We start from the raw sequence: 23,969 nt of genomic DNA, 5'->3' as shown, positions 1-23,969 counted from the left end.
TTGGGCAGGTGTCTTATGCCCAGGGATCGAGGATTATCTTGGGCGCAGCCACCGAACCAGAACGCAGGTCCTGAAAGGCGGTAGCACCGTCAGATAAAGGGCGCAACTCGGGCCAATCCAGCGGGCCGAGGCAACCATCGAAGATCGCGCGTGCGGTATCTCGGAAATCCTGTGCAGTGTAGGTATAGGTGCCGATGAACGTGATTTCCTGCAGCGTCATGCGGCGGATATCCAGACCTCCGGCATCCTCGCCTAGCCCAACATGTGCAATCACCCCCCCAGGCAATGCAACTGCAGAGGCCGTTGCGCGTGTTGCTGCAATTCCGACCGCATCTACAACCAGTGGCACAGTGCCTTGAAACACATCGACGGTCTGCTGGCCGCAACGCTCGGACAGATAAGCCCGACGCTCGGGGTTGGGTTCCTGAACGATCACGTCAGTCAAACCCATTGCGCGCAAGGCAAGAGCCGCCGCAAGTCCGATGGCCCCTCCACCAATGACCAGGGCGCGACGGTCCATTCCCGGGCTTAACGCTTGCAGCGCAAGACGCACAGCATGCCAACTGACCGCCAAAGGTTCCGTCAACGCGGCCTTTTCCAAGGGCACGTCATCCGGCACCGTAACCAAATTGCGATCCGGGATGGCCACATATTGAGCAAACGCGCCTTCGCGCGGGGGCATCGAGATGATCTGGCGGTTGGGACAGAGGTTTTCCCGACCTGACGCGCAAGCAGAGCAAGAACCACAGTTGACCAGAGGATTTATGGTCACACGCTGGCCATCGCGGGGCCCACCGGTAACAACACCGGCCGCTTCATGTCCCAGGATAAGGGGCGCAGGGCGGCGTGCGTCATGCCCCAGATAGGCATGCATGTCGGATCCGCAGATGCCAGAGGCTTGGATGCGGATCAAATGCTCTCCTGCCTGAGCGACCGGCATGGGCACATCGTGGAAAGCGAGCGTTTCATTACCTTCGTAAACCAGGGCTTTCATTTCGCCGTAAACCCCCCGTCAACCATCAGGATTTGACCCGTGACATAGGCAGATGCCTCAGAACACAGAAACAGCAGCGGCCCGTCGATGTCTTCAAGCCGACCATTGCGGCCAATGCAGGTTTGCGCCGCATTGCCCGCTGCACGATGCTCGTCGCTGAACACAGCTTGTGTGAGCTCGGTTGGAAAGAACCCCGGCCCAATCGCGTTTGCGGTGATCCCGAAGCCAGACCAAGCCTCTGCCATCGCGCGGGTCAGCTGACCGACCCCACCCTTGCTTGCCCCATAGGCGATGCCACCAGGGAAAGCGCGGAAAGATTGCAGCGAGGCGAAGTTAACAATTCGTCCCCAACCTTGCTGCCTCATTGCTGGCACCATTGCCTGACTCAGAAAAAACGGAGCAGATAGGTTCAGCGCGAGAGTTCTATCCCATTCGGCAACCGTGACCTCATCTGCTGGCTGCCGGGTGTTTATCCCGGCGGCATGTACCAGAATATCCGGGGCGCCGAAGGGTCGCGAAATCTCTGCGACCAACGCCTCTGTCTGACTTTGGTTTGCCACATCCGACTGCACATAGGCAGCATCCGCACCAATTTCCGCACAGAGGCTCTGCAAAGCTTCTGCCCTGCGTGCCACGGCCACAACCCGCGCCCCCGCCGCCGCAAGCGTAGTGGCCGCCTGTCTTCCCAGCCCTGAACTGGCACCGGTGACGCAAACGGTTCGTCCGGTTAGGTCAAACAATGCGCGTGGGTCAGCCATTCGCGGTCAGGTCAAAGGTTTCATCCGGGAAATACTTCGCCAATCTAACGTCAGCGGCACGCGCATGGCCCTCCATGCCCTCAAGTCGCGCAATTCGGGCGGTGGCTTCAGCGACCGGCTTTGAGCCGTCCCGTGTGGATCGCTGCCAAGTCACGATCTTCATGTATTTATGAACCGACAAGCCGCCAGTGTAGCTTGCCGCTCGTGAAGTCGGAAGCACGTGGTTGGTGCCCGCCGCTTTGTCACCGTAGGAAACCGTAGTTTCCTCACCCAGAAACAACGAACCGTAGCAAGTCAGCCGATCCAGCCACCAGTCCAGATCATCAGCCTGAACCGTCAAATGCTCGGGCGCATATTCGTCGGAACAGGCTGCCATTTCCTCGCGATCCGCACACAGAATGACCTCGGCATAGTCGCGCCAGGCTGCGGCTGCATTCTCACGATTCACCTCTGGCAAGTCGTTGATATAGGCTGGCACCAATCGCATGACCTCTTCCGCCAATGAACGGTTGTCGGTCACCAGCCAGACCGGAGAATTGTAACCGTGTTCGGCCTGACTCACCAAGTCGGTGGCCACAATTTGTGCGTCCGCCGTGGAATCGGCGAGGATCAGGCTGTCGGTCGGTCCGGCGATCATATCGATACCGACGCGACCAAACAGTATCCGTTTGGCTTCGGCAACAAACTGGTTGCCAGGGCCAACAAGAATATTTGCCTTTGGCAGCCCAAACAGGCCAAAGGTCATTGCCGCAACCCCCTGAACGCCCCCCATCGCCATAATTTTATCTGCACCGCAAATGTGGGCCGCATAGATGATAGCAGGCGCAACTCCTACCCCCGGGTGCGGTGGTGAGCAGGCCGTAATGTGCTTACAACCCGCCACCTTGGCCGTTGTCACGGTCATGATGGCGCTGGCGATATGACTATAACGGCCGCCCGGCACATAGCAGCCGGCAGCATCCACCGGGATCGCCTTTTGACCCGTAGTAAAACCCGGTGATATTTCGATCTGCACATCATGCACCGTGCTTTTCTGCAGCTCGGCGAACCGGCGCACATTGTTGTGCGAAAAGCGGATATCAGCCTTGAGCTTTTCCGGCACGAGCGCGCAAGCCGCCTCAATCTCTTCCGGGGTCAAAAGTACATTGCCCTCGTAATTGTCGAACTTTGCGGCATATTCCAGTGCTTTGGCGTCACCCCCACTCTCGATATCGTTCAGGATGTCCTGCACGATTTTGTGGGTCTCAGACGCGTCTGATTTTGGTGTCAGATCGGCCTTTTTCAGATATTCGCGAGTCATTACCGGGTAGTCCTATTTATAGATATCGGGAAGCAGCGTGGTCGAGATCGGTGGGAAATATGCAATCAACAGCACCACAATCAACATTGTCAGCACAAACGGCACAGCGCGCGCAGCAATCTTGAGTATGGACTCGCCCGTGATGCCCGAGACAACAAAGAGGTTCAATCCCAACGGAGGTGTTATGAATCCCACACCCAGCGCGGTGATCATCATGATGCAGAACTGAATCTCATTCATTCCGATATTGTCGGCCAGTGGCTTCAGGATTGGTGCCAGGATCACAATATTGGGCGTTGTTTCCATGACGCAGCCTGCGGCGATCAGAATACAGATCATCAGCAGGATCAACAGCATCGGATCATCAGTCAAACCAGTCACCGCCGTCACGAACCCCTGAGGAACTCCCATGATTGCCAGCGCTTCGGCCAACGGGGCCGAGAACGCGATGATTGGCAGGATTACCCCGTTCACTTTGGCGGAACTGACCAACATCGCCGGAAAGTCAGATAGCTTCAGAGTTCCCAAAATGAAGCCCATCACGATGGTGACGACAACCGCGGTCGCACCGGCTTCTGTCGGGGTCAGGCGGCCAGAGAAAATTCCGTAGAAGATGATCCCAGGTACAATGAAGGCGTACCAACCGGATTTTAGCGAATGACCAAGGTTACCGAGCCATTCGCTCAGTCCCATATTGCCCCCGGTTTCATAGGTATAGATCCGGTTCATAATAATATTGGTAATCAGGATCGAAACCAAAATCGCTAGGCCGGGGATCAACGCCGCAAGAAATAGGGTCGAGGCTGAAATTCCCAACACGAGGCCGATGATGATGTAGGCGATCGAAGGCGGAATCAGGATGCCGGTACAGGCGCCCGCAGCCACCAGCGCACAGGCATAAGGTCGCGGGTAACCGCTTTCGACGAGGCGAGCGATGGTCATCCGCCCCACCGCAGCAGCGCCCGCCGCATCAGAGCCCGAAATCGCGGCAAACATCCCGCAAACCAGCACCGTGGCTGACCCGAAACCTCCGCGCGTCCAACAGGTCAGCGCTTCGGCGACATCAAGGAATTTCTTACTAAGCCCAGTCCTTACAAGAACATCCCCGGTCAGGATGAAAAGGGGGACAGCTGTTAAGGCAAAGGCGTCTATTCCGGTGAACAGGCTTTCACCAACCGCGCTCAGCGGCAGATCCCCTGACATGACCAACATGACAATCGCAGCGGTGCCAATCGCCGCCCATACCGGTACGGCCAATGCGATCAGGCCAACGAACAGAATGACGGGCAAATAAAAATCCCAGCCGAGCTCGACCGTTTGATTGAGGGAATTCCAAAGCATTCGAGTTCTCCTCAGTCGAACAGTTTGTCGCCTTCGAAGACGGGTGTGCCGTCTCGAAGAGATTTGAAGTCGCGCATCAAGGATTGAATGAGACGCCAAATCATCAGCGCAAACCCGGTGGGGACTGCCATTAGAAACCAAACCTTGGACACGCGCAGCCCATCCGTGACCGAACCAAATTTGGCGGAGACATGGACGGCTTCATAGGACCAGTAGAGTGCGATGACTGCCACACCCAGCATCACCAGATCGCCGAATATATACAGAACCGCCTTTGGACGCTGCCCCATGTAGTGCATGAGCACGTCGATACGGATATGAGCACGTTCCTTGACCGCTGCCGCCGCGCCGATCCAGGCGAGATAGATGAAAGAGTAGCGAACGATTTCCTCGCCCCAGATCGAGGAAAAGGCAAATACCTCGCGCCGCAGCACCTCGATCGCCATGGTGACGACAAGCATCACGTAGAACACCAGTAGCAACCAGCGTTCGGCGTCGCGGTTGATCTTTTGCAATAAGGTCATTTCCAGCCCCGATCCCTGGCAGCGCTCAATTTTGCCGGCCCAAAGGGACCGCTGCCATCTGGTTGAATGGGAAAAAGTGGGCGAAAGGCTTTTGCCCCTCGCCCAACTAAATTACGCGTCGTGGACGTAGTATTTACCCTGCGTACCAGCCGCTTCGACCAGTTTCTCGAAATTCTCCATCGAGCCTGCCAGTTCGGTCTTGAAAGGATCCCATTCCGAACGCTGGTAGCCACCGGCATCTTGCCACTCGGCCAATTGATCGTCAGACAGCGAATGGAATTGCACGCCCGCCTTGTTGAGTTCGGCCATTGCAAAGGCCCTTGCCGAGGGAACCTTGGACAGATTCTGATGACTGGTCATTTCAGAACCCCACATGATCCCTTCCTGCACGTCGGCTGGCATGGAATTGAACCACTCAAGGTTACAGGAATAGACCTGACTGTCAGGCACCGCCTGCGTGAAGGTGACATTGCTGAGGATATCTTTGAATCCAAAGACATACAGTGCTCCAACCGATGGGTCGAGCGCATCCGCAACACCCTGTTTGATCGCCGATGGCGTCTCACCCCAGGCAACCGGTGTCGGATTCGCACCGACCATCCGATAATATTGCTGCAACATTTTTGATCCCGGCACGCGGAATTTTACACCGCGCATATCAGACGGTGTCATGATCGCGTTCCCGCCCTGCCGCACAGCGACAACACGCGGATCGATGACAACGTAGAACAAGGCCTTGAACCCAGCAGCTTCGACCTTGGGGTGAACTTCATTGGTCCAAGTGTCCGAATGTACCAGGTTTGTGAACCGCTGGTTCGAGCCGCAGAGATACGGCATGTTGATCAGGTCAACGGTTGACGCAAAGGGCGCAAAGTTTGACAGCGAATGCTGGGCCGCCTGAATTGTTCCACCCTGAACTTTCTGGACCAGTGCGCCGCCTGCACCCAATTGGCCACCTGGGGCAAGCTTGACATATACCTTGCCGTTGGTGGCGTTCTGGATGTTCTCTTTCAGATCCAATTGCATAATCGGATAGCTGCGCGAAGCGCCCAAAACATAAGCTGTGGCAACAGTCATTACGTGATCAGCCGCTTTTTCGCGTTCTTTTTCTTCTTTGGCGGTCTGCGCCGCCGCCTCTGATGACCACAATACGCCACCCGCACCAGCCACAAGCGCCGCTGTGAACGAGCCGGTTGAGGCCAGTTTCAGAAAATTCCGGCGCTCAGCAGATTTGAGGCCATCCTTGCCATTCGTCATTGTCTTCCTCCCATGAAATCCGTCAGCTGCCGTTTTTGTTTTTATGGTCAGCTTCTTGCTTGAGAATGGCCACCACGAACAAAATCGAGGCGGCAAACAAAACCAGCATTTCCCCGACATCCCCCAGAAACGCACCACCGCCAAAGGCGCCCAAGGCCACGTTGGCAAAGAACACGATAAACACAGCGGCAGCAGCCCAGAGGAACATCACGGAATCCCAGTTCGTTATCTCAAATACATTTGTAAGCGCTTACATTGATAATGCAAGCGCTTACATGAATAGATGGCAAATGGGCATTTTTGTGATAAGACGGGCGTCAGATCAGATGCAGGCACAGTATGGGAAAAACCCGTTCAGCTCCGACACTTAACGACGTCGCAAAGGCGGCGGGCGTATCGACCGCCACAGTCTCGAGATGCCTGAACTCACCGGAAAGAGTGGTCGAATCCACGCGCAAGCGTGTGATGCAAGCAGTCGAATCGCTGGGCTATACACCGAATTTCGCGGCCCGCGTGATGGCAGCGAATCGCAGCTTTACGATCGGTGCGATAATCCCGACAATGGACAACGCGATCTTCGCCCGCGGGCTACAGGAATTTCAGGATCAGCTTCGCGAAAGCGGATATACGCTTTTGGTCTCAAGCTCGGCCTATGATCCCGAAGTCGAGCGAGAACAAATTCGCACTCTTGTCGCGCGCGGTGCAGACGGGTTGCTGCTGATTGGATATGCACGAGATGCAGAGATCTACAATTATCTCGAACAGCACCAGATTCCGTCGTTGGTTGCCTGGTCTTACGATCCAATGGTGCAGCGCCCTTCGGTCGGTTTCAGCAATACCGCAGCAATGGGAGAACTGGCCCGAAAGGTGATTTTGGCCGGTCACCGACAGATTGCAATGATTTCGGGGAAAACCAAAGGCAATGACCGTGCTCAAAGTCGGGTTGAGGGTGTCAGACTTGCCATGACGGAAAACAGCCTCGATCCTGACACCCTAACGCTGATCGAAACCACATACGAAATTGAAAAGGGTGCTGAGGCCCTTCGTAAACTCATGAACCTGAGCCCAAGGCCGACGGTGGTGATTTGCGGCAACGACGTCCTTGCCGCCGGGGCCCTGCGTGAAGCACGTAACCTTGGCGTTCAGGTTCCAGAGCAGCTTTCGATAACTGGATTTGATGACATTGAGTTGGCCGAAATTGTAAGCCCGTCCCTGACGACAGTTCACGTCCCTCATCGCGAAATGGGGCGCAAGGCTGCACAGGAACTTGTAGAAATGGTTGAAGGTAGGTCAGAAGGCCGATCAGTCTGCATAGATACTAGGATGGTCGTTCGTCACTCGTTGGCTGGGCCGCCTGATTTGCTCTAGAGATCGCGCCAAAGCGCGTCCGGAATATTCAAGACCATGGGATGACTGTTGAGCGCCCTGATCTTCAATTGAGTTGCTGTCCAACGCTACCGGGTCACAGGTGCGAAAGACAGCGACATCAATTCATCAGAATCAAATCGATACGGGGCTTCCAAGGTGACAACATCAGCCGGATCGATGTCTTTCGGTGCTTTTCGACCTGCAACCCAAACACGGAGCGACGGAGCAGATACACTCACGCGGCGTTCGCCGTGAATTGATCGATCCGGGGCCAGATAGGCCATGTTGCCAGCCAGCCAGTTATGGGCAACGATCGCGATATCAGGCGGGGTCTGATCCAGTATCTGAGGGGTAAGCGCAGCAAACGGAGCCGCACGCTTTGCGTTTCCGGCAAGATTATGATGCAGCATGGCCACGACGATCAGCACAGCTAGCCCGCCCGAGATCTGGCAGAAGCGCCGGGTTCCAGCTCGGCCAATCTTGGGTAGAAGCCACAGCATAGTGGCTGGACCTGCAAATATCAGGATGGGTTGCAGCCAGCGATCCTTAATATTGGTACTGCCACTGATGATCACGATCAACGCCATCAGGACCAAAGCCCAAAACACCGTCCGCAGCATAAAACGCAATAGGTCATCTGCGACACCGGGCGCCCCTTGCCGCCGGTAGATCAACCAGAGAATGCTCATAATCAGGGATAGCAGCGCCACAAAACCCAGCGCCGCCATCCACAGCTCGGCTGCGCCGCGCAAGGCCGCCGAATAGGTGGGCCCATCGCTAGACATGTCGAGTTTGCGCGCGCTGTCAAAGGCAAGGGCCGAATGGTTTAGAATCCACACCATCGGAGCAGCAATCAGAGCCGCAGCGATACCGGCCGACAACAACAACCTCACCGATAAGAAAGGTTTACGCGTCTCTCGCGCACTGAGCGCCGCCAGAAGCATAGCCAGGAACGCAATAGCGTAATTGTACTTGGACAGCCCACCCGCCGCCATCACCACGCCTAGCAGGACATAGCCTTTGGTCGTGGGATTGCGGATCAATCCCCAGATCACCGCGAAACTCAGCGCAGAACAGAGATTGGCGAGAACCGTGTGCGTCAGCGCGCGCTGCGCTTCCCAACTGAATTGATAAAGCATCAACAACGACAGCACCGACACCCCCGCGGCTACGGGATTTTGTCGGGTCCGAATAGTCATATAAAGAGTGGCGACGGTCGCTAACAGTAACCCGTTCTTCAGCAGCGACAGCCCAAGTATGCTTGGGCCGGTGATCTGGAAAACGGCCCATTGCAACCATGCATACAGTGGTAGTTGGGGGCCGTAACCCCATTGAAGTTCGCGGGCATCCAGCAAAATCTCGGCCTCGTCCAGACCGAGCGCACCTCCGGTGGCGAGCCGAACAACAACGTGCAGCAAGAAGTATCCGCAAAATAACCAAAGCCAAAATCTGTCAGTTTCAGCCAACTGCTGAATCCACCCGGGATTGGTGGATAGCTGGCAAGGATCCGTCTGGGATTGGCTCATGATACGCCCCGATTCCACCGGTGCGTCCCTATCCTGTCGAACTACCGGATTGCTTCCTCGCCGAAGCTAGACCCGATGCAGTCAGACATGTCCAGTTTTTTCACATTCTCGTGTCGAATGCGGTTTAACGACCGCCCATGATGGGCAATCAGGCTGTGCGCTGCGTTTCAGACTGGTTCAGACCGTCAAGCCAATCAGTCAGGCAACCGAGGTCCGGTTCGAGCGCTTCGGCCATCCCGCCCGCGAACTCCTGAAACCGTTCTATATTCAGTTTGTTGAGCCCTACCAGGACCGGTATCCCACGTCCCAACGCATCTGCTATGAGAGGGCGAAAGCCGCGCCCGTCGGCCTCATGCTTGCCGAACTTGTTGATAATCAGCAACTGCGGAGCGTTATCCAGAGATTGGGTCACCAATCCGACAGCGCGTTCCAGCTCGGCCGGGTCCAAACGACACCCACGCGCATTCTTACCCAGCGATTGCGAGATGCGAATAGTTTCTCCGGTCGGCAACACCCTTAGGTCCATATCGCATTTATAGCCTTCGGCGCATTCGGTGTTGGTTTGCACCACACCCGACAACGCGGTGCCCGTATCTGTCAGCGCCTCGGCAAAAGCACTGAGCAGGCGATCGGTGGCACCGCGATCGGTGGTTGTGACATAAGCGAGATGCATTTGGAGACCTCAAGACTTCGAATGGTGATAGATCAGATAGCACGGGCCGGACAGATCGACCACTCCCACGTGTCAGGGCATCGGTGAGACCCCGATCACGGCTTCGTGCAGATGGAAGATAACTGCGTACGAAGCGAAAGCGGCAAGCCAGACCCAAAAGTGTGGCCATGGACGAGGCACGCGCAATGAGATACGCGCGGTATTTCGAGATAGGCGATGCCAATCCGACCCCATGTAACGGGCTGTGCGGCGGTCGATCAGAACCATTCCCATCGCAGCGAAGCCCGCGAACAATCCGAACAGGATGACATGTGACAGACTGCCATTTGCCAGTAGGTGGGCAACGGCCCAAAGCATCAGCGCCACTAAGATCGGATGGCGCGTAGTGCGCAGGATGCCGGGGGATTCTGGATCAAAGGAACGATGCCCTAATCCTCCAAAAGAAAATGGGTTCTGGATCGAGAGGCCCGCAATGGCCAGCCAACAGACTATCGGCATAACGAGAAGTGGCGCCCAACGGAAGATGGTGAGCGGCGGAATGACCTCGAGATATGGTGCATTGGCAGCGGCGACGATGAGCCAGCCCAATACCACAAGCGAGATCAGTGAGTAGGCAGCGAAGTACCCTGTGCGCCCGAGTGTGCCTATCAGCCAGCCGCGCACCGCTGGCCGCGCCGGGATCATGTGGCTGAGCAGAAAGGTCACGAGTGCTGCGAGGAAATAGCCCCAACCGGTCATTTTTATCTCCGAACATGTTGCACCCGGATTACGTCGTGATCACGTGTGGGTCTTTGTCCGAAATCAAGTGCGGCATGGGGCGGTTGCCCGCCCCAGCCCTGTCTTAGAGGCCCAGCGCCTTGCGGCGTTCTTCGGCAAAGCCCTGCACCATGCGATCGGCGATCAGCGCGAGGATAGCCATCGCCGCCCCAGCCGAGATGCCAAGCCCCACATCAGCCTGCCCCAGTGCCAGATAGATCGACTGACCCAGACCGGTCGTGCCGATCAATGCGGCGATCACCAACATGGCAAAGGCATAAAGGATGGTCTGGTTCAAACCCAGCAGGATGGTCGGTGCAGCATAAGGCGCGCGAACATCGCGCATGATCTGCCACTCAGTCGCGCCGCTGGAGATCGCGGCCTCCATCATTTCCTCGGGCGTGTTGACCAGCCCGTGCCGCGTGTAGCGGATCATCGGGACAATCGCATAAGCACAGATCGCAAGGAAAGCCGAGAACTCTCCTATCTGGAACACCATCAGGACCGGGATCAGGAACACGAAAAGCGGGATCGTCTGCAGCATATCGCAGATCGGGCGCACAACGGTCCAGACCGGAGACCAGACCGCACTGGCCAGCCCGATCAGACCACCAAGCACGGCGCAGAAGAACACTGCAGCGCCGCTGAGATAGAGCGACAACAGGGCGCGTTCCCACAGGCCTGAGACAAGGATGGTGCAGAGCAGACCCACCGACAACGCCGCCAGACGCCAGCCGCCTGCGACCCAGCCCAGTGCGGCAGCCCCGGTCAGTACAAAGGGCCATGGCAGGTTGGCGATGCCGGTTTCCAGCATGCCGATCAGGATCAAAACTACCAGCCCTCCGGTCAGGTGACCGCGCCAAGCCATCAGTAGCGCGATTGCGGCCCCAGCGGCGAAGAGACCCCAGCTCATGTTGGGGGTCCACTGGAAGCCCCATGTGAAAGGCAGCACCGCCTGATCCAGCCCGATCCGCAGCGGCAGCAGCACATAGAACAGTGAGTTGTTCTTGAGCGCATCCAGCCACGGCCCGTTGGCCTGCGTGAACGCGGTCAGGCCACTGTCAATGGCCCCGGCCATCGGGTCCAGCGCGGTCAGCTCGGACGGGTTGGGAAGCCACGCCCAGAAGGCGGCTGTGAACAGAACGGCAAAGCCCAGCACCGCCCAGACAACACGACTGTCATAGCGTTTGCGTTCGGTCGCCAACGTGCCGCTCATCCGGTCAATGACGACCGCAAAAACGACGATGACCAGACCGGCCATCAAGGATTCGCCGAACTGTGCTTTGCGCATGGTCAGCAGGACTTCCCAACCAATGTCGTTGAAGCCACCGATGACGGCAGCGATGATCACCATTGACAGGGCCGCCATCAGGCATTGGTTCACACCGACCATGATCTGCGTGGTGGCCGCCGGAATCTCGACCTGAAACAGTTGCTGCAGGCGGGTGCCGCCGGACATGATGGCGGCTTCCTTGATCTCGGATTCCACCCGTTCCAGCCCTAGCATCACGTTGCGCGCCATCGGCGGTGCCGCATAGATGGCCGAGGCGATCAGGCCAACCACCGGACCAAAGCCAAACAGCAGCAGCAGCGGCGTCAGATAGGCGAATGTCGGTACCGTTTGCATGATGTCCAGCACCGCCTGCACGAATGACTTCACCCGCGGCACCTCATTGGCGAGGATGCCGATCGCGCCGCCCATAATCAGCGCCACGGGCACCGACACGGCGACGAGGGCGAGCGTGTTCATGCTCTCGGCCCAATAGCCCGAGGCCAGAACGAAGCTGAGGCCGATAAAGCCCAGCGCCGCCATGGGCAAGCCACCCAGATACCAGCCCAGAGCGGTGACGATACCGATGAGGATCGGCCACGGGGTGTTCCCCAGCACATAGTTGGCAGCATTCATCGGATAGGTCATCAGGTCCGAAAACAGCCGCATGGCCGGTTTGATGCCGTTCAGAAACCAATCCAGAAATGCCCCAACCCATTGAGTTGCGGGCAATTCCCACGCGGCGGGCCATTTGACCAGCCACGGGGCAACGCCTTCCAGCGCAAGGCAGACCGCGCCGACGATCACTGTAATCAGCGCAGCTTGCGCCCCGGCTGTCAGGCGAACCTGTTGCGCGGGAGTGTCCGTCACCGCGGTCATGTCTCATCCACCTGCAAGGCTGCAGCCAAATCAGACGGATGCACGGTGCCGACAATATTGCCGTCTGCATCGCGCACGGGCACGGGTTCATAAAGCTCCATGCAATGCGCAAGTGCTGCATCCAATGTCATTGATGTGGTCAGGCCCGGATCATCTGGCCCACGTTCCCCATCATCGCGCATGACCGAGGCGACCTTGGCGTGCTGGCCTTTGGCAACATCCTTTGAGAACTCGCGCACATAGTCGTCCACCGGGCGCAGCACGATATCCGTTGGTGTGCCGATCTGCACGATCTTGCCATCGCGCATGATGGCGATGCGGTCGGCCAGCTTCAGAGCCTCTTGGATATCATGAGTGATAAAGACGATCGACTTTTTCAACGTCGCCTGAATACGCAGGAACTCATCCTGCAGCTGACGGCGGATCAATGGGTCGAGGGCCGAGAACGGCTCGTCCAGAAACCAAATGTCCGGATTCACGGCAAGACTGCGCGCGATCCCCACACGCTGGCGTTGGCCGCCTGAAAGCTGCCGGGGGAAACTGTCTTCGCGCCCTTCCAGACCGACCAGAGAGATCACTTCTTGCGCGCGCGCCAAACGTTCTTTTTTACTCACGCCCTGAACCCGCAGCGGGTATGCTACGTTTTCAGCCACAGTCATATGTGGAAACAAGCCGAAATGCTGGAACACCATGCCTAGCTTTTTGCGCCGAAGATCGGTCAGCACCTTCTTGGATGCACCGATAACGTTCTCGCCATCCACGCGGATTTCCCCGCCCGTACCAGGCAACAGTTGCGAGATGCAGCGGATCAGCGTCGATTTGCCCGAACCCGAAAGTCCCATGATGACGAATAGCTCGCCTTCGCGAACTTCGAAATTGGCGTCTTGTACAGCGGGAATAAACCCGTGTTCCCGAAGATCAGTTGCGGCTTTGTCGGCGTCATTCCCTGACCGAGACAGCGCGTCGGTCAGAGCTTTCTCAGCGCCGGGGCCAAAAACCTGCCAGAGATTCTGGCAGGCAATGGCTGGCGTATTGGCGTCAGTCACTAAAGCGGGCTCACTTGGTTGCCGCGTCAACCACCGGACGCCACTTGCCTTCGTTCTCGGCCATCCATGCAGCGACCACCTCTTCGACTGCACCGCCATCTACGTCGATCGCACCCATCATTGGCTGCTGGTCTTCGACCGCCAGTTGATAGTTGGTCAGGATTTCATAGGCTGCAGGCCACTTCTCTTCCATGCCGCTCCAACCGGCCTTGAAGATACGGGACGGTGAGAAGTCGCAATCGTTGACCGCATTTGGGTTCGGGCCCCAGGACGGATCGTTAAAGCACGCTTCTTCGCCCGCAGGCAGTTCAACAAACTGCACATCATAGGCCGACATCGCCCAGTGCGGCTGCCAGAAAGTGATCAGCAGCGGCGACTTGCGCTCGGTCGAGGCGCGCAATTCCGCGATCAGAGCACCTTCGGAACCTGCAGGAACCGCTTTGAACGGCAGTTCAAGACCGGTCATGCGGTCCGCGCCAGGTGTGCCCCAATCCGCAGGATAGTCGACAAGGCGACCACCAGGCAGTGTTTCGGCAGTGGCGAAGACCTGCGCGCAGTCTTTCAACGCCTCCCACGCAGGCAGGCCCGGGCACAGCTCGGCGACGTGCGCAGGGTAGGCAATACCTTCTTTCGCATCGAGGCCCAGATCGCCAATTTCGACAACAGTGCCTTCGTCAATCTTCTTGGCATACTCGTCTGACACGTTAGAGGACCAGATTTCCAGCGTCGCATCGATGTCGCCATCGGCCAGTGCCTGGAACTGGTTCATCATGCCGGCGGTCACATATTCCACGTTATAACCCGCAGCCTTCAGCATCTCGCCTGCAACATGCGTGGTAACGTGCTGACCAGTCCATTCATTGATTGCCAGCTTGATCGGTTCATCCACAGCGCCCATGTCTGCCGCATGGGCTGAACTGGCGACCAAGATAGCTAACGCGCTTACGCTAAGCTTTTTCATTGTTTTGACTCCCTGTCTTTTTCATTTGCCTTTTTTGAGCTTTTTACAGCCCATCCAGTATTTCCTCGTTCACGGTGCGATCGAAACATGCACAATTCTGGTCGAAATTGAACAGGCAGCTGTTGTTTTTAGCCAGATCATCCGCCCCCGCCAATTCTAACTATTGCTCCGGCCCCTTTTCGTCCGGTGTTCCCCATACGCAGCACCCTTCATACCACAAAGTGAAAGAACTTGATTGACTAGTCAATAAAAACATCTCGGTTTTTCGGATTGCGCACTGGTTTTTACTTGCCAAACGAACAGGATGTATCAGCATTTGCGCAACGGAGGGCCTAAGATGCGTCACTTTGATGAAATCTATGAGCTGGCAGCAGACCGCCATAGTGGACCCGAAGCGCTGGAAAACAAGCTAACCAAACCGACCCCCCTAATTGAACTGGCGGAGATGGCTGATGACCGTTGGTTATCGATAATCACGAAAACGATTTTTCAGGCCGGGTTTAACTGGAAAGTGATCGAGGCAAAGTGGGACGGGTTTGAAACAGCCTTTGACGGCTTCGACCTCGGTCGTTGTGCATTCATGGATGATGAAAAGTTCGACGCCTTGCTCCAAGATACTCGCATCGTACGAAACGGCACTAAAATCGCTGCCGTTCGGGACAATGCGGCCTTTCTTCTGGAACTCCGCTCCGAGGGTGGCGTTGGTCAAATTTTGGGCGGTTGGCCGTCACAGGACTATGTCGGATTGCTGCAGATGCTGGCCAATCGCGGATCGCGGCTCGGCGGTGCATCAGCCCAATACGCCCTGCGATTTGCTGGCCGAGATAGTTTTATTCTGTCACGCGACGTGACGGCTCGTTTGGTTGCCGAGGGCATCATCGACAAACCCGCGACTTCCAAAAAAGCCATGGCTGCGGTGCAAACCGCTTTCAACACTTGGATGGAACAATCCGGGCGTTCGCTTACAGAAATCAGCCGGGTTTTGGCGATGAGCCTTTGAAAACGGCTTGCAGAGCCAAGCTTCCACATTAGGCTTGTTGATATGCTCCGTACCCTGATGATTTCAGCTCTGTTTCTGTTTGCTTCCTGTGGCCGCCCCCTTACCGATCAGGAACGCACCTTCGCTGGCAAAATTCATGGCGAAACGCTGAATCTCGACCGCGTGCGCTTAGTCGAGGGCGCACCGGTTGCCGCAGTAACATTTACCCGCAAAGCCCGCCCTCGGGTTGCCTGTCGAGAGCGTATATTACCTCCCATCAAAGAGGAAACCGTGACAGGAAAACCAGCGGGTGTCGCCCTGTTTAATCACGTGTACTTTACGAAAGACTGGTATCTGGACGACTACATGAGCCAATACCCTGAGCAGATGAACCTGATTGCGGCCATGCTGCTGGCGCATGAACTGACCCATGTCTGGCAATGGCAGAATCGCAAGACGACCGGCTATCACCCGCTGCGCGCAGCGGCTGAGCACGGGCGCCAGAATGATCCGTATCTGTTCGATCTGGATACCTCACCTGATTTTCTTGCCTATGGGTTTGAACAACAAGGCGCGATTGTCGAAGAATATGTCTGCTGCCGCGCTCTCGACCCCGAGGCACCGCGAACCAAACGCCTGCACGATATGTTAAGCGTACATTTCGATGTCTCAAAACTCCCCGGAAATAAGCGCGAAAGCGATGTGTTGCTGCCTTGGTCGGGCGTGAAAGTGCAAGGTATCTGCCGTTGAGCCTTCTAGCCCTCCTGTAGAGTTTTCAGGAATGCCACCAGATCCACAATCGGCTTGCTGGTCAGAATCGGCTGCCCATCGGGCGTCTTGATTGCGGTGTCATTCCCTTCGAAATAAGGCCCATATACTGGCATCGGGCTTCCATGGCTGACCAACGGATCGCGTCCATCAATCCGGGCGACCACGCGCGCGGTCGGAAAATCTCCATCAGCATCCAGCAGCGCTTTCAGGTTCGTTGGCTGGATCACCAGCACCCCAGCCATCGGGCCATGCCCGGTTGCGTCCAACCCATGACAGGTCGCGCAGTGATGCTGATACAGCTTGGCCCCAGCCTCGGCATCCTGTGCGAAAACGGGCGACGAAATCGCAGTGAGTACCGACAGCGAGACTAAGCCAAGTATTGATCGGACCATCGCTTTTCTCCTTTCTGCCTGACAATTCCAGACTTGCCCGACGGCCACACTGGCGCAATGATCCAGATCAACGAAACGAGCGCAGGGATACAGGGCCATGACACAATACGCAGCAATAATGCTGGCCGCCGGGATCGGCGTTCCCATCCTTGCCGCCCTGAATGCAGCCTTGGGCCGACTGATCGGATCGCCGACCGCTGCGGCCGTGATTCTGTTCGCGATTGCCTTTGTGTCCTCGGCCCTGGCGCTTTTGATCCTCGGAGGAAGTGAGGCCTTTGCCAAAATCGCACAAGCTCCGCGTCACTTACTGTTGGGCGGCGTGCTGATCGCGTTTTACGTGCTATCAATTACCCATGTAGCCCCACATTTCGGAGTGGGGAATGCCGTGTTTTTCGTACTGCTGGGCCAGTTGATCAGCACAGCTGCGATTGACCATTTCGGCCTGTTCGGTGCTCAGGTCACACCGCTGACATTGATGCGGGCGGGAGGCATTGCGATAATGGCGATCGGTGTCGCAATCACTCAGCTGGCCTGAGCACACCGCCTTCCAGCCGCAACATCCGGTCCATCCGCGCCGCCAGATCGAGGTTGTGCGTGGCGATCAGCACCGATAGCCCTTCGTCCCGCACCAGCGCCATGAGGGCTGCAAAGACCTGATCCGAGGTTTCGGGGTCCAGATTGCCGGTCGGCTCATCCGCTAGCAGAACACGGGGCTTGTTGGCCAATGCCCTGCAAAAAGCCACGCGCTGTTGTTCTCCGCCTGACAATGCGGCTGGCCGGTGTTCCGCGCGGGCCGAAACGCCAACACGATCGAGCAACTGGATCGCTCGTACCTGCGCCGCTTTTTCGGATGTGCCATTCGCAAGTTGCGGCAGAATGATATTTTCCAGTGCCGTGAATTCGGGAAGCAGGTGGTGAAACTGATAGACGAATCCCACATCACGCCGCCGGATCGCTGTACGTGTGCGATCCCCTTTGCCCATTGCCCCCTGACCAGCGATTTCAACCTCGCCGGTATCGGGCGTATCCAGAAGACCTGCGATGTGCAGCAAGGTCGACTTCCCTGCGCCTGATGGCGCCACCAGCGCGACCGCCTCCCCGGCACGCAACTCCAGATCGGCACCTCGCAACACCTGAATCTCACCTGGCGTGCCTGGAAGATATGTCTTGCACAGACCGCTGAGCCTTAACGTCACATCATTCATAGCGCAGCGCCTCAACCGGGTTCAGCCGCGCCGCGCGGCGGGCCGGGAAATAGGTAACAAGGAAGGACAGGCCCAGCGAAAGACCGATGGCTTTCAAGACATCTGACAAGTGCAACTCGGCAGGCAAAGCATAGATACCTCGAATGGAAGGATCCCAGACGCCGCCACCCATGATGTAGTTCACGAACGAGAAAATCGGGTCGATATAGATTGCAAACAGGCAGCCTAGAAAGACCCCCATTGCGGTCCCGATGATGCCCGTGAACGCTCCGCAGATGAAGAAAACCCTAAGCACTGACCCTTCGCTAAGGCCAATGGTGCGCAAGATACCGATGTCGCGACCCTTGTTCTTCACCAGCATGATCAAACCCGAAACGATATTCATTGCCGCGATCAACACAAGGATCGAAAGGATGATGAACATAACGTTGTCTTCGACTTCCAATGCTCGCAAAAAACCGCCTGAAGCATCCTGCCAAGTCCATATCTGACTACGCTCTCCAGCTGCCTCGATAATCGGGATCAAGATCGGGGTCAGCTCTTCGGGGCGTTCGACCATCACCTCGATCTCATCCGCCACTCCTTCACGGTTGAAGAAGCTCTGCGCCTCGGTGAAGGGCATGTATACGCGGGTACGATCGATGTCAAAACGCCCGGCCGAAAAGACATAGACCACTTCATAAGCATTCACGCGCGGCGACGTACCAAAGGCGGTTTTCACACCATTGGGCGAAGTCAGCTTCACTCGATCTCCAACAGTCGCCCCGATCGCACGCGCCACGCCCGAGCCGATGGCAATGCCCTCCGGGAATCTGGACAGATCGCCATAGGCTTCTTCGCTTTCAGCAATACCCGACAGATCAGCCAGATCGTCAGGACGCATGCCAAAGACCTGCACACCAGAGCTGCGGTCAGCATTGGTGATCAACACCTGCCCTTTAACCAGCGGGGCGGCGCGCTCAACCCCGGGCACCTGCGCGATCCGCTCGGCCATACCATCGAAATCGCTGATGGTGCGATCCAGCCGCCCCTGTGCATCAATCTCTCCGGCGGAATAAACGGTGACATGGGCGTTGGCCCCCAGAATGGTGCCCACGAATTCGGAGCGAAAACCAGACCTGACCGCCAACGTGGAGATCAATGCGAACACGGCTAGCGTGATCCCGATCAGCGAGATCCAAGTCATCACACTGACGCCGCCATCCGCACGGCGGGCACGCAGATAACGCCAGGCAATCTTCCATTCAAAAAGAGCGAAGGGCGGTGGTGTTTTGGCCATTCCTGCCTCGGGTTCAGATTTTTCGCGACCCTCTCGACATTTGGTCAGATGGTCAAGCCGGTTATCGCGCGGATGTCCGATTGGCGCTTCTGCAGCCGACGCGGGTATGAAAAGAACAGTCTGAAACGAATCATTCGCCCTCAGGTCAGCGCTTCACCGTCAAAGCGAGAATCACCTCCACTTCGATACACCAAAGGTTGTGAACCTCTTCACAGACAAAGGCTTATTGTTTCAGGTATGAAGTCAATGTGAGATATCCGTACCTGACTGAGTCACAATCGCAACATTTGGGCGCGAAATATTGTTTCACAAATTGATAAGTGTAGGAAATTTTGTCACCCTTTTTGTGTGGGGGACACATTTTAAGAGTTTAAGGGCGGAGGTACGCTCATGGGTATTCAAGAACATATGAAAGGCACGGGCCCAATATTAGCCCGTTCGGCAGCAACAGAACTGGATTGCGAAAGCGCAGCTTTGTTGCGCGCGGCAATCAGGCCAATTTTCTTAAGTGCCGCTAGCTGGGCCGGTTTGACTGACATTCTACGAGACAAAGGCTATCGCCTTGCTTTCCGGCAAGGGCGTCTGTGCATTTCAGATCGCGCCACAGACGAACGAATCTGTGGATTGCGGTTTCTTGGCTTTGAACTCGCCGAGCTCGTGCGCCGCTTTGGTCGCCCAATCGTGGTCGCTCGAGGCAGTGAAGCGGACGGCGATATCCTGACCGACCGCCCGACATCAGCAAACTGAGCTAAGTCTCAGAAAGTACATCGCCTTGTTCAGGCGATACCCTCGTAGATTTCTGCGATCTTGGTGACAGCTGCCTTGGGGCTCAACTCTTCACTCTCACCAGTTCGGCGACAAGTCAGTTCGACAACACCATTCTTCAGACCGCGCGGCCCGACAGTGATACGCCAAGGCAGACCAATCAGGTCCATAGTGGCAAACTTGCCCCCTGCCCGTTCTTTCCGATCATCATAAAGCGGCTCAAGCCCCAAAGCTGTCAGCGCGGCATAGAGCTTGTCGCAGGCCGCATCAGCCTCTTCATCACCTTGCTTCAAGTTCACGATTCCGCAATGGAACGGTGTGACGCCTTCGGGCCAGATAATGCCCTTGTCGTCATGGCTGGCCTCGATGATCGCACCGATCAGGCGACTAACACCGATGCCGTGACTGCCCATATGCACCGGAACCGGCTTGCCATCCGGCCCTTGAACGGTCGCGCCTAAAGGTTCGGAATACTTGGTTCCGAAATAGAAGATTTGGCCAACCTCGATCCCGCGCGCTACCCGGCGACGTTCTTCAGGTATCTGATTAAACAAAGCCTCATCATGGGTTTCGTCCGTACGAGCGTATTTCGATGTGAATTCTTCGAGGATCGCCTGACATTGGTCACGGCTATCATAGTCGATCTCGCGGTCACCAAAGGTCAGGTCAGTGACGGCGCTGTCATAGAAGACCTCGGATTCACCGGTATCAGCTAGCACGAGGAATTCGTGCGTGTCATCGCCCCCAATGGGGCCAGAATCAGCGCGCATCGGTATGGCTTGCAGGCCCATGCGTTCATAGGTGCGCAGATAGCTGACCAGATGGCGGTTGTAGGCGTGCAACGCGTCTTCTTTGGTCAGATCGAAGTTATAGCCGTCCTTCATGTAGAACTCACGCCCCCGCATCACGCCAAATCGCGGGCGGATTTCGTCGCGGAATTTCCACTGAATCTGATAGAGCGTCAGCGGAAGATCCTTGTAGCTGCTGACGTGGCCGCGGAAGATATCCGTTACCAATTCCTCGGCGGTCGGCGTGTACAGCATATCGCGACCGTGGCGGTCCTGCATCCGCAGCATTTCTTGACCGTAGTCATCATAACGTCCGGATTCGCGCCACAGGTCCGCCGATTGCAGGATCGGCATCTGGATCGCAATATGCCCTGCCCGCGCCTGCTCTTCGTGGACGATGTTTTCCAGCTTGCGCAGAACTTTAAAGCCCAACGGCAACCAGGAATAAATCCCGGCAGCAGCCTGTTTGATCATCCCGGCCCTTAACATCAGCCGGTGGCTGACGATCTGAGCCTCCGAAGGGTTTTCCTTGAGAACGGGCAGAAAGTAACGGCTGAGGCGCATAACGTAACCTTACGGGTGAGAATTTCGCTGCAAGGTGATTATGCCAAAGCCCCGCCGGGGGCAATCACGCAATGGCGTTTTTACGACCCCGCCGCTGTCGGTTTTTCGATTGACCGCAACGCCGTGTTTTTCAATGTTGGCGCAAACGTTCAATCGCGAGGCAACAATGCGAACAATCACCGAACCCGCCCGCCAGATCCCTGTTGTTCACCAGACAGATGTTTTGGTTGTGGGCTCTGGCCCAGCAGGATTGTCCGCTGCGCTTGCCGCCGCACGCGCAGGGGCCGAAGTTTCCTTGATGGACAGGTTCGGTTGCATGGGTGGCAACATTACGGCCGTTGGCGTCGAAGGCTTTGCCTGGTATCGCCACGAACAAACCGTCGAGGCCGGGGGCATCGGCCTGGAATTCGAGACCCGCGCAAAGGAAATGGGCGCAGCCGTGCCTGAAAGCCAATCGCTCAGCTATGAACTGGACAGCGAGGGCTTCAAGCTGGTGGCCGACAAGCTGGTCGAAGAGGCGGGCGTTCATCCGATGCTGCATCGACAATTCGTCGCCCCGATCATGGACGGGGATCGCATCACCGGCGTGATCACCGAATCCAAAGCGGGGCGGGAGGCGATCTTGGCCAAGGTTGTTATCGACGCAACGGGGGATGCAGACGTCGCACATCGTGCAGGTGCCCCGACCCACAAGACACCTCGTGAGGACATGATGGCAGCCTCGGTCATGTTTCATCTGGCCGGCGTTGACAAACGGGCCTTTATGGAAGGTATCAAAGCCGACCCGCAGACCTACAAGGACTGGGGCGGTGGCGGCGAATGGAATATCGAAACCTCTGGCAAAGAGGACGGCATGTTCTCGCCATTTGTCAAGAAACCCTTCCAGCAGGCCATTGATGAGGGCTTAATACCAGCGCATCTGAACACGATCGCCGGCACCTGGGGGGCGATGCACGATACCGGAGAACTGACCTATATGAACCTGATCCATATGGATCAGATCGACGGGACCGACCCCGACAGCCTGACATTTGGCGAGATCGAAGGCCGTCGCCAGGCGATGCTGGCCATTGATGCTCTGCGCCGTTTCATGCCGGGCTGTGAAAACGCACGCTTGCGCAATTTCGGTATGACTATCGGCATTCGAGATACGCGCAAGATCGATGCAGTCTACAACATGACCGAAACCGATGCCCGCCATCAGGGCAGGTTCGAGGATTCCATCGGTATTTACCCTGAATTCATTGATGGTTACGGCATACTGATCTTGCCGACCACGGGGCGATATATGCAGATACCATATCGCTCGATGCTGCCCAAGGGGATCAAGGGTTTGTTGGTTGCGGGCCGGTCCCATGGCGCGGATCGGGTCGCGCACGCCGCGACGCGCAACATGTCCTGCTGCGCGGTGATGGGTCAGGGCGCAGGGATTGCGGCGGCCTTGTCGCTGAAAAGCAATCAGGAACTCGACAGCATGAACCTTGCGCCTGTGCATCAGGAATTGGAACGGCAAGGCGTGAGAATTACTTAATGGAGCGTATTCCAACTATTGATATCAGCCCGCTGACCAATCCCGCCGGACCACTGTATCGGTCAACGGTCGCGCAGATCATGGATGCCTGCACCAGTATCGGGTTTCTGTCGATCACCGGGACAGGCATTGCGCCTAATCACATTGATCAGGTGCGCAGCTGTGTCAAAGCGATCTTTGATATCGACGAGGCCCGAAAATGGGATCAGGCCATCACCCGCGAGAACTATCGCGGGTACATTCCGATGGGGTTCTTCACGCCCAATGATGGCACGGGCACGGCAGATAAGTACGAAGGGTACAAGCTGCATTTCGAAGCAGCCAAAGATGCCCCGATCCGGGCTGAATGCGCACTTTACGGCCCGAATATCTGGCCCCGAGAGGTGCCGCAGGCGCGTACGGTCATACTGGATTATTGGCAACAGCTTGATGGCGTGACCGATCTTTTGCTCGGTGCCCTAGAGGTTGGCTTAGAGATCCCACCCAACACTCTGCGCGACGCCTTCCGCGACCCGATGACCAACATGACCCTGCTGCATTACCCACCGCAGGTATCAGAAGAACGTGGCTATGGCATACATCCACACAAAGACACCGATGCGCTGACAATAATCGCACCCGATCCGGTCGGCGGGCTTGAGGTACAGACCCGCACCGGAGGCTGGATCACACCGGACTGCCCTCCAGGCGGCTTCGTGGTCAATATCGGCGACATGCTGGAACTGTGGTCAGGCGGGCGATTGAAATCGACCCCGCATCGCGTAGTCAATCGATCCGGGCATGAACGCTATTCCTTTCCGTATTTCGCCGTTCCGCGCCACGATGTGGTGGTCGCGCCGCTGCTGCCTGCCCTGACCGGCTTTGATCGCCCCGAGGTGCATTGCGGCCACTGGTCGGCAGAAATCTGGCGCACCAACTGGCCTGATGAACTGGCTACAGGAGATACTCCGGAACTGGGTACACTGACAGACTAGGGCGTAAAAATCGCGCACCATGAACCGCTTGCATCGCCGGGCGTCATGGGCCAAGAACACGGCAATGC

Annotated in this window: 24 protein-coding genes; 7 read left to right on the top strand and 17 right to left on the bottom strand. The window is 56.8% G+C overall.

From position 1 onward, the window contains the following. Positions 1-13 precede the first annotated feature (13 nt). From ACR0KN_RS10840 to ACR0KN_RS10810, 7 genes are all read right to left on the bottom strand, one after another. The gene (locus tag ACR0KN_RS10840) at positions 14-994 is read right to left on the bottom strand and encodes an alcohol dehydrogenase catalytic domain-containing protein (protein WP_480653435.1); all 981 of its coding nucleotides are present in this window, start codon (positions 992-994) and stop codon (positions 14-16) included. Then, positions 991-1,752 carry an SDR family NAD(P)-dependent oxidoreductase gene (locus ACR0KN_RS10835; RefSeq protein ID WP_480653433.1) on the bottom strand — a complete coding sequence of 254 codons (762 nt, stop codon included), beginning with the start codon at positions 1,750-1,752 and terminating at the stop codon, positions 991-993. Before ACR0KN_RS10835 ends, ACR0KN_RS10840 begins: the two co-directional genes overlap by 4 nt. Continuing rightward, the gene (hisD, locus tag ACR0KN_RS10830) at positions 1,745-3,052 is read right to left on the bottom strand and encodes a histidinol dehydrogenase (RefSeq protein ID WP_170472447.1); all 1,308 of its coding nucleotides are present in this window, start codon (positions 3,050-3,052) and stop codon (positions 1,745-1,747) included. The genes ACR0KN_RS10835 and hisD overlap by 8 nt, the downstream gene beginning before the upstream one ends. A gap of 12 nt (positions 3,053-3,064) precedes the next feature. After that, the gene (locus ACR0KN_RS10825; RefSeq protein ID WP_170472449.1) at positions 3,065-4,393 is read right to left on the bottom strand and encodes a TRAP transporter large permease; all 1,329 of its coding nucleotides are present in this window, start codon (positions 4,391-4,393) and stop codon (positions 3,065-3,067) included. Between the two features lie 11 nt (positions 4,394-4,404). Next, positions 4,405-4,917: a TRAP transporter small permease gene (locus ACR0KN_RS10820; protein ID WP_480455691.1), complete on the bottom strand. Its 513-nt coding sequence runs from the start codon at positions 4,915-4,917 to the stop codon at positions 4,405-4,407. Positions 4,918-5,028: 111 nt separating this feature from the next. Further along, a complete protein-coding gene (locus ACR0KN_RS10815) occupies positions 5,029-6,174 on the bottom strand; it encodes a TRAP transporter substrate-binding protein (protein ID WP_480653430.1) in 1,146 nt (381 codons plus the stop codon). 22 nt (positions 6,175-6,196) lie between these two features. Further along, positions 6,197-6,382, bottom strand: a complete 186-nt coding sequence (locus ACR0KN_RS10810; protein WP_010441969.1) for a hypothetical protein — start codon at positions 6,380-6,382, stop codon at positions 6,197-6,199. A 131-nt stretch (positions 6,383-6,513) separates the two neighbouring features. Here ACR0KN_RS10810 and ACR0KN_RS10805 point away from each other — a divergent pair, with 131 nt between their 5' ends. Next, entirely contained in the window at positions 6,514-7,542 is a 1,029-nt protein-coding gene (locus ACR0KN_RS10805; RefSeq protein ID WP_480653428.1) for a LacI family DNA-binding transcriptional regulator, read from the top strand. Positions 7,543-7,628: 86 nt separating this feature from the next. Here ACR0KN_RS10805 and ACR0KN_RS10800 read toward each other — a convergent pair whose 3' ends face one another. The 6 genes from ACR0KN_RS10800 to ACR0KN_RS10775 all read right to left on the bottom strand — a co-directional run bounded on the left by ACR0KN_RS10800 (position 7,629) and on the right by ACR0KN_RS10775 (position 14,653). Continuing rightward, positions 7,629-8,960 carry an ArnT family glycosyltransferase gene (locus ACR0KN_RS10800; RefSeq protein WP_480653426.1) on the bottom strand — a complete coding sequence of 444 codons (1,332 nt, stop codon included), beginning with the start codon at positions 8,958-8,960 and terminating at the stop codon, positions 7,629-7,631. Positions 8,961-9,216: 256 nt separating this feature from the next. Continuing rightward, entirely contained in the window at positions 9,217-9,741 is a 525-nt protein-coding gene (locus ACR0KN_RS10795; protein WP_480653424.1) for a DUF2478 domain-containing protein, read from the bottom strand. Between the two features lie 72 nt (positions 9,742-9,813). Continuing rightward, the gene (locus ACR0KN_RS10790) at positions 9,814-10,479 is read right to left on the bottom strand and encodes an NnrU family protein (protein WP_480653422.1); all 666 of its coding nucleotides are present in this window, start codon (positions 10,477-10,479) and stop codon (positions 9,814-9,816) included. Positions 10,480-10,582: 103 nt separating this feature from the next. Next, positions 10,583-12,646 (bottom strand): ABC transporter permease, encoded by a 2,064-nt coding sequence (locus ACR0KN_RS10785; protein WP_480653420.1) that lies wholly within the window; start codon positions 12,644-12,646, stop codon positions 10,583-10,585. Continuing rightward, positions 12,643-13,692 carry a quaternary amine ABC transporter ATP-binding protein gene (locus tag ACR0KN_RS10780; protein WP_010441963.1) on the bottom strand — a complete coding sequence of 350 codons (1,050 nt, stop codon included), beginning with the start codon at positions 13,690-13,692 and terminating at the stop codon, positions 12,643-12,645. The genes ACR0KN_RS10785 and ACR0KN_RS10780 overlap by 4 nt, the downstream gene beginning before the upstream one ends. Positions 13,693-13,702: 10 nt before the next feature. Then, positions 13,703-14,653 carry an ABC transporter substrate-binding protein gene (locus ACR0KN_RS10775; protein ID WP_170472466.1) on the bottom strand — a complete coding sequence of 317 codons (951 nt, stop codon included), beginning with the start codon at positions 14,651-14,653 and terminating at the stop codon, positions 13,703-13,705. 337 nt (positions 14,654-14,990) lie between these two features. Here ACR0KN_RS10775 and ACR0KN_RS10770 point away from each other — a divergent pair, with 337 nt between their 5' ends. Further along, a complete protein-coding gene (locus ACR0KN_RS10770; protein ID WP_480653417.1) occupies positions 14,991-15,653 on the top strand; it encodes a DNA-3-methyladenine glycosylase I in 663 nt (220 codons plus the stop codon). Positions 15,654-15,695: 42 nt separating this feature from the next. Beyond that, on the top strand, positions 15,696-16,382 hold the full coding sequence (locus ACR0KN_RS10765) for a hypothetical protein (protein WP_170472470.1): 687 nt from the start codon (positions 15,696-15,698) through the stop codon (positions 16,380-16,382). Between the two features lie 5 nt (positions 16,383-16,387). Here ACR0KN_RS10765 and ACR0KN_RS10760 read toward each other — a convergent pair whose 3' ends face one another. After that, positions 16,388-16,795: a cytochrome c gene (locus ACR0KN_RS10760; RefSeq protein WP_170472472.1), complete on the bottom strand. Its 408-nt coding sequence runs from the start codon at positions 16,793-16,795 to the stop codon at positions 16,388-16,390. 97 nt (positions 16,796-16,892) lie between these two features. Here ACR0KN_RS10760 and ACR0KN_RS10755 point away from each other — a divergent pair, with 97 nt between their 5' ends. Continuing rightward, positions 16,893-17,330, top strand: coding sequence for a DMT family transporter (locus ACR0KN_RS10755; RefSeq protein WP_170773000.1), 438 nt, complete (start codon positions 16,893-16,895; stop codon positions 17,328-17,330). Here the strand turns inward: ACR0KN_RS10755 and ACR0KN_RS10750 are convergent. Then, the gene (locus ACR0KN_RS10750; protein ID WP_480653415.1) at positions 17,314-18,000 is read right to left on the bottom strand and encodes an ABC transporter ATP-binding protein; all 687 of its coding nucleotides are present in this window, start codon (positions 17,998-18,000) and stop codon (positions 17,314-17,316) included. The genes ACR0KN_RS10755 and ACR0KN_RS10750 overlap by 17 nt on opposite strands. Beyond that, on the bottom strand, positions 17,993-19,279 hold the full coding sequence (locus ACR0KN_RS10745; RefSeq protein ID WP_480653413.1) for a lipoprotein-releasing ABC transporter permease subunit: 1,287 nt from the start codon (positions 19,277-19,279) through the stop codon (positions 17,993-17,995). The genes ACR0KN_RS10750 and ACR0KN_RS10745 overlap by 8 nt, the downstream gene beginning before the upstream one ends. 390 nt (positions 19,280-19,669) lie before the next feature. Here ACR0KN_RS10745 and ACR0KN_RS10740 point away from each other — a divergent pair, with 390 nt between their 5' ends. Then, positions 19,670-20,026 carry a hypothetical protein gene (locus tag ACR0KN_RS10740; protein ID WP_170540871.1) on the top strand — a complete coding sequence of 119 codons (357 nt, stop codon included), beginning with the start codon at positions 19,670-19,672 and terminating at the stop codon, positions 20,024-20,026. Between the two features lie 29 nt (positions 20,027-20,055). On the opposite strand, the gene proS is transcribed toward ACR0KN_RS10740, so the two are convergent. Continuing rightward, positions 20,056-21,396: a proline--tRNA ligase gene (gene proS / locus ACR0KN_RS10735; protein ID WP_480653411.1), complete on the bottom strand. Its 1,341-nt coding sequence runs from the start codon at positions 21,394-21,396 to the stop codon at positions 20,056-20,058. A gap of 133 nt (positions 21,397-21,529) precedes the next feature. Here proS and ACR0KN_RS10730 point away from each other — a divergent pair, with 133 nt between their 5' ends. Both ACR0KN_RS10730 and ACR0KN_RS10725 read left to right on the top strand, forming a co-directional pair. Beyond that, positions 21,530-22,927: an FAD-dependent oxidoreductase gene (locus ACR0KN_RS10730; RefSeq protein WP_480653409.1), complete on the top strand. Its 1,398-nt coding sequence runs from the start codon at positions 21,530-21,532 to the stop codon at positions 22,925-22,927. Continuing rightward, positions 22,927-23,901, top strand: coding sequence for an isopenicillin N synthase family dioxygenase (locus ACR0KN_RS10725; protein ID WP_480653407.1), 975 nt, complete (start codon positions 22,927-22,929; stop codon positions 23,899-23,901). The genes ACR0KN_RS10730 and ACR0KN_RS10725 overlap by 1 nt, the downstream gene beginning before the upstream one ends. The last annotated feature ends 68 nt before the right edge of the window (positions 23,902-23,969 follow it).

The organism is Ruegeria sp. AP7, from assembly GCF_056539905.1.
Note: the sequence above shows the minus strand (reverse complement) of the source record. Positions and strands in the feature narration are given on the sequence as shown.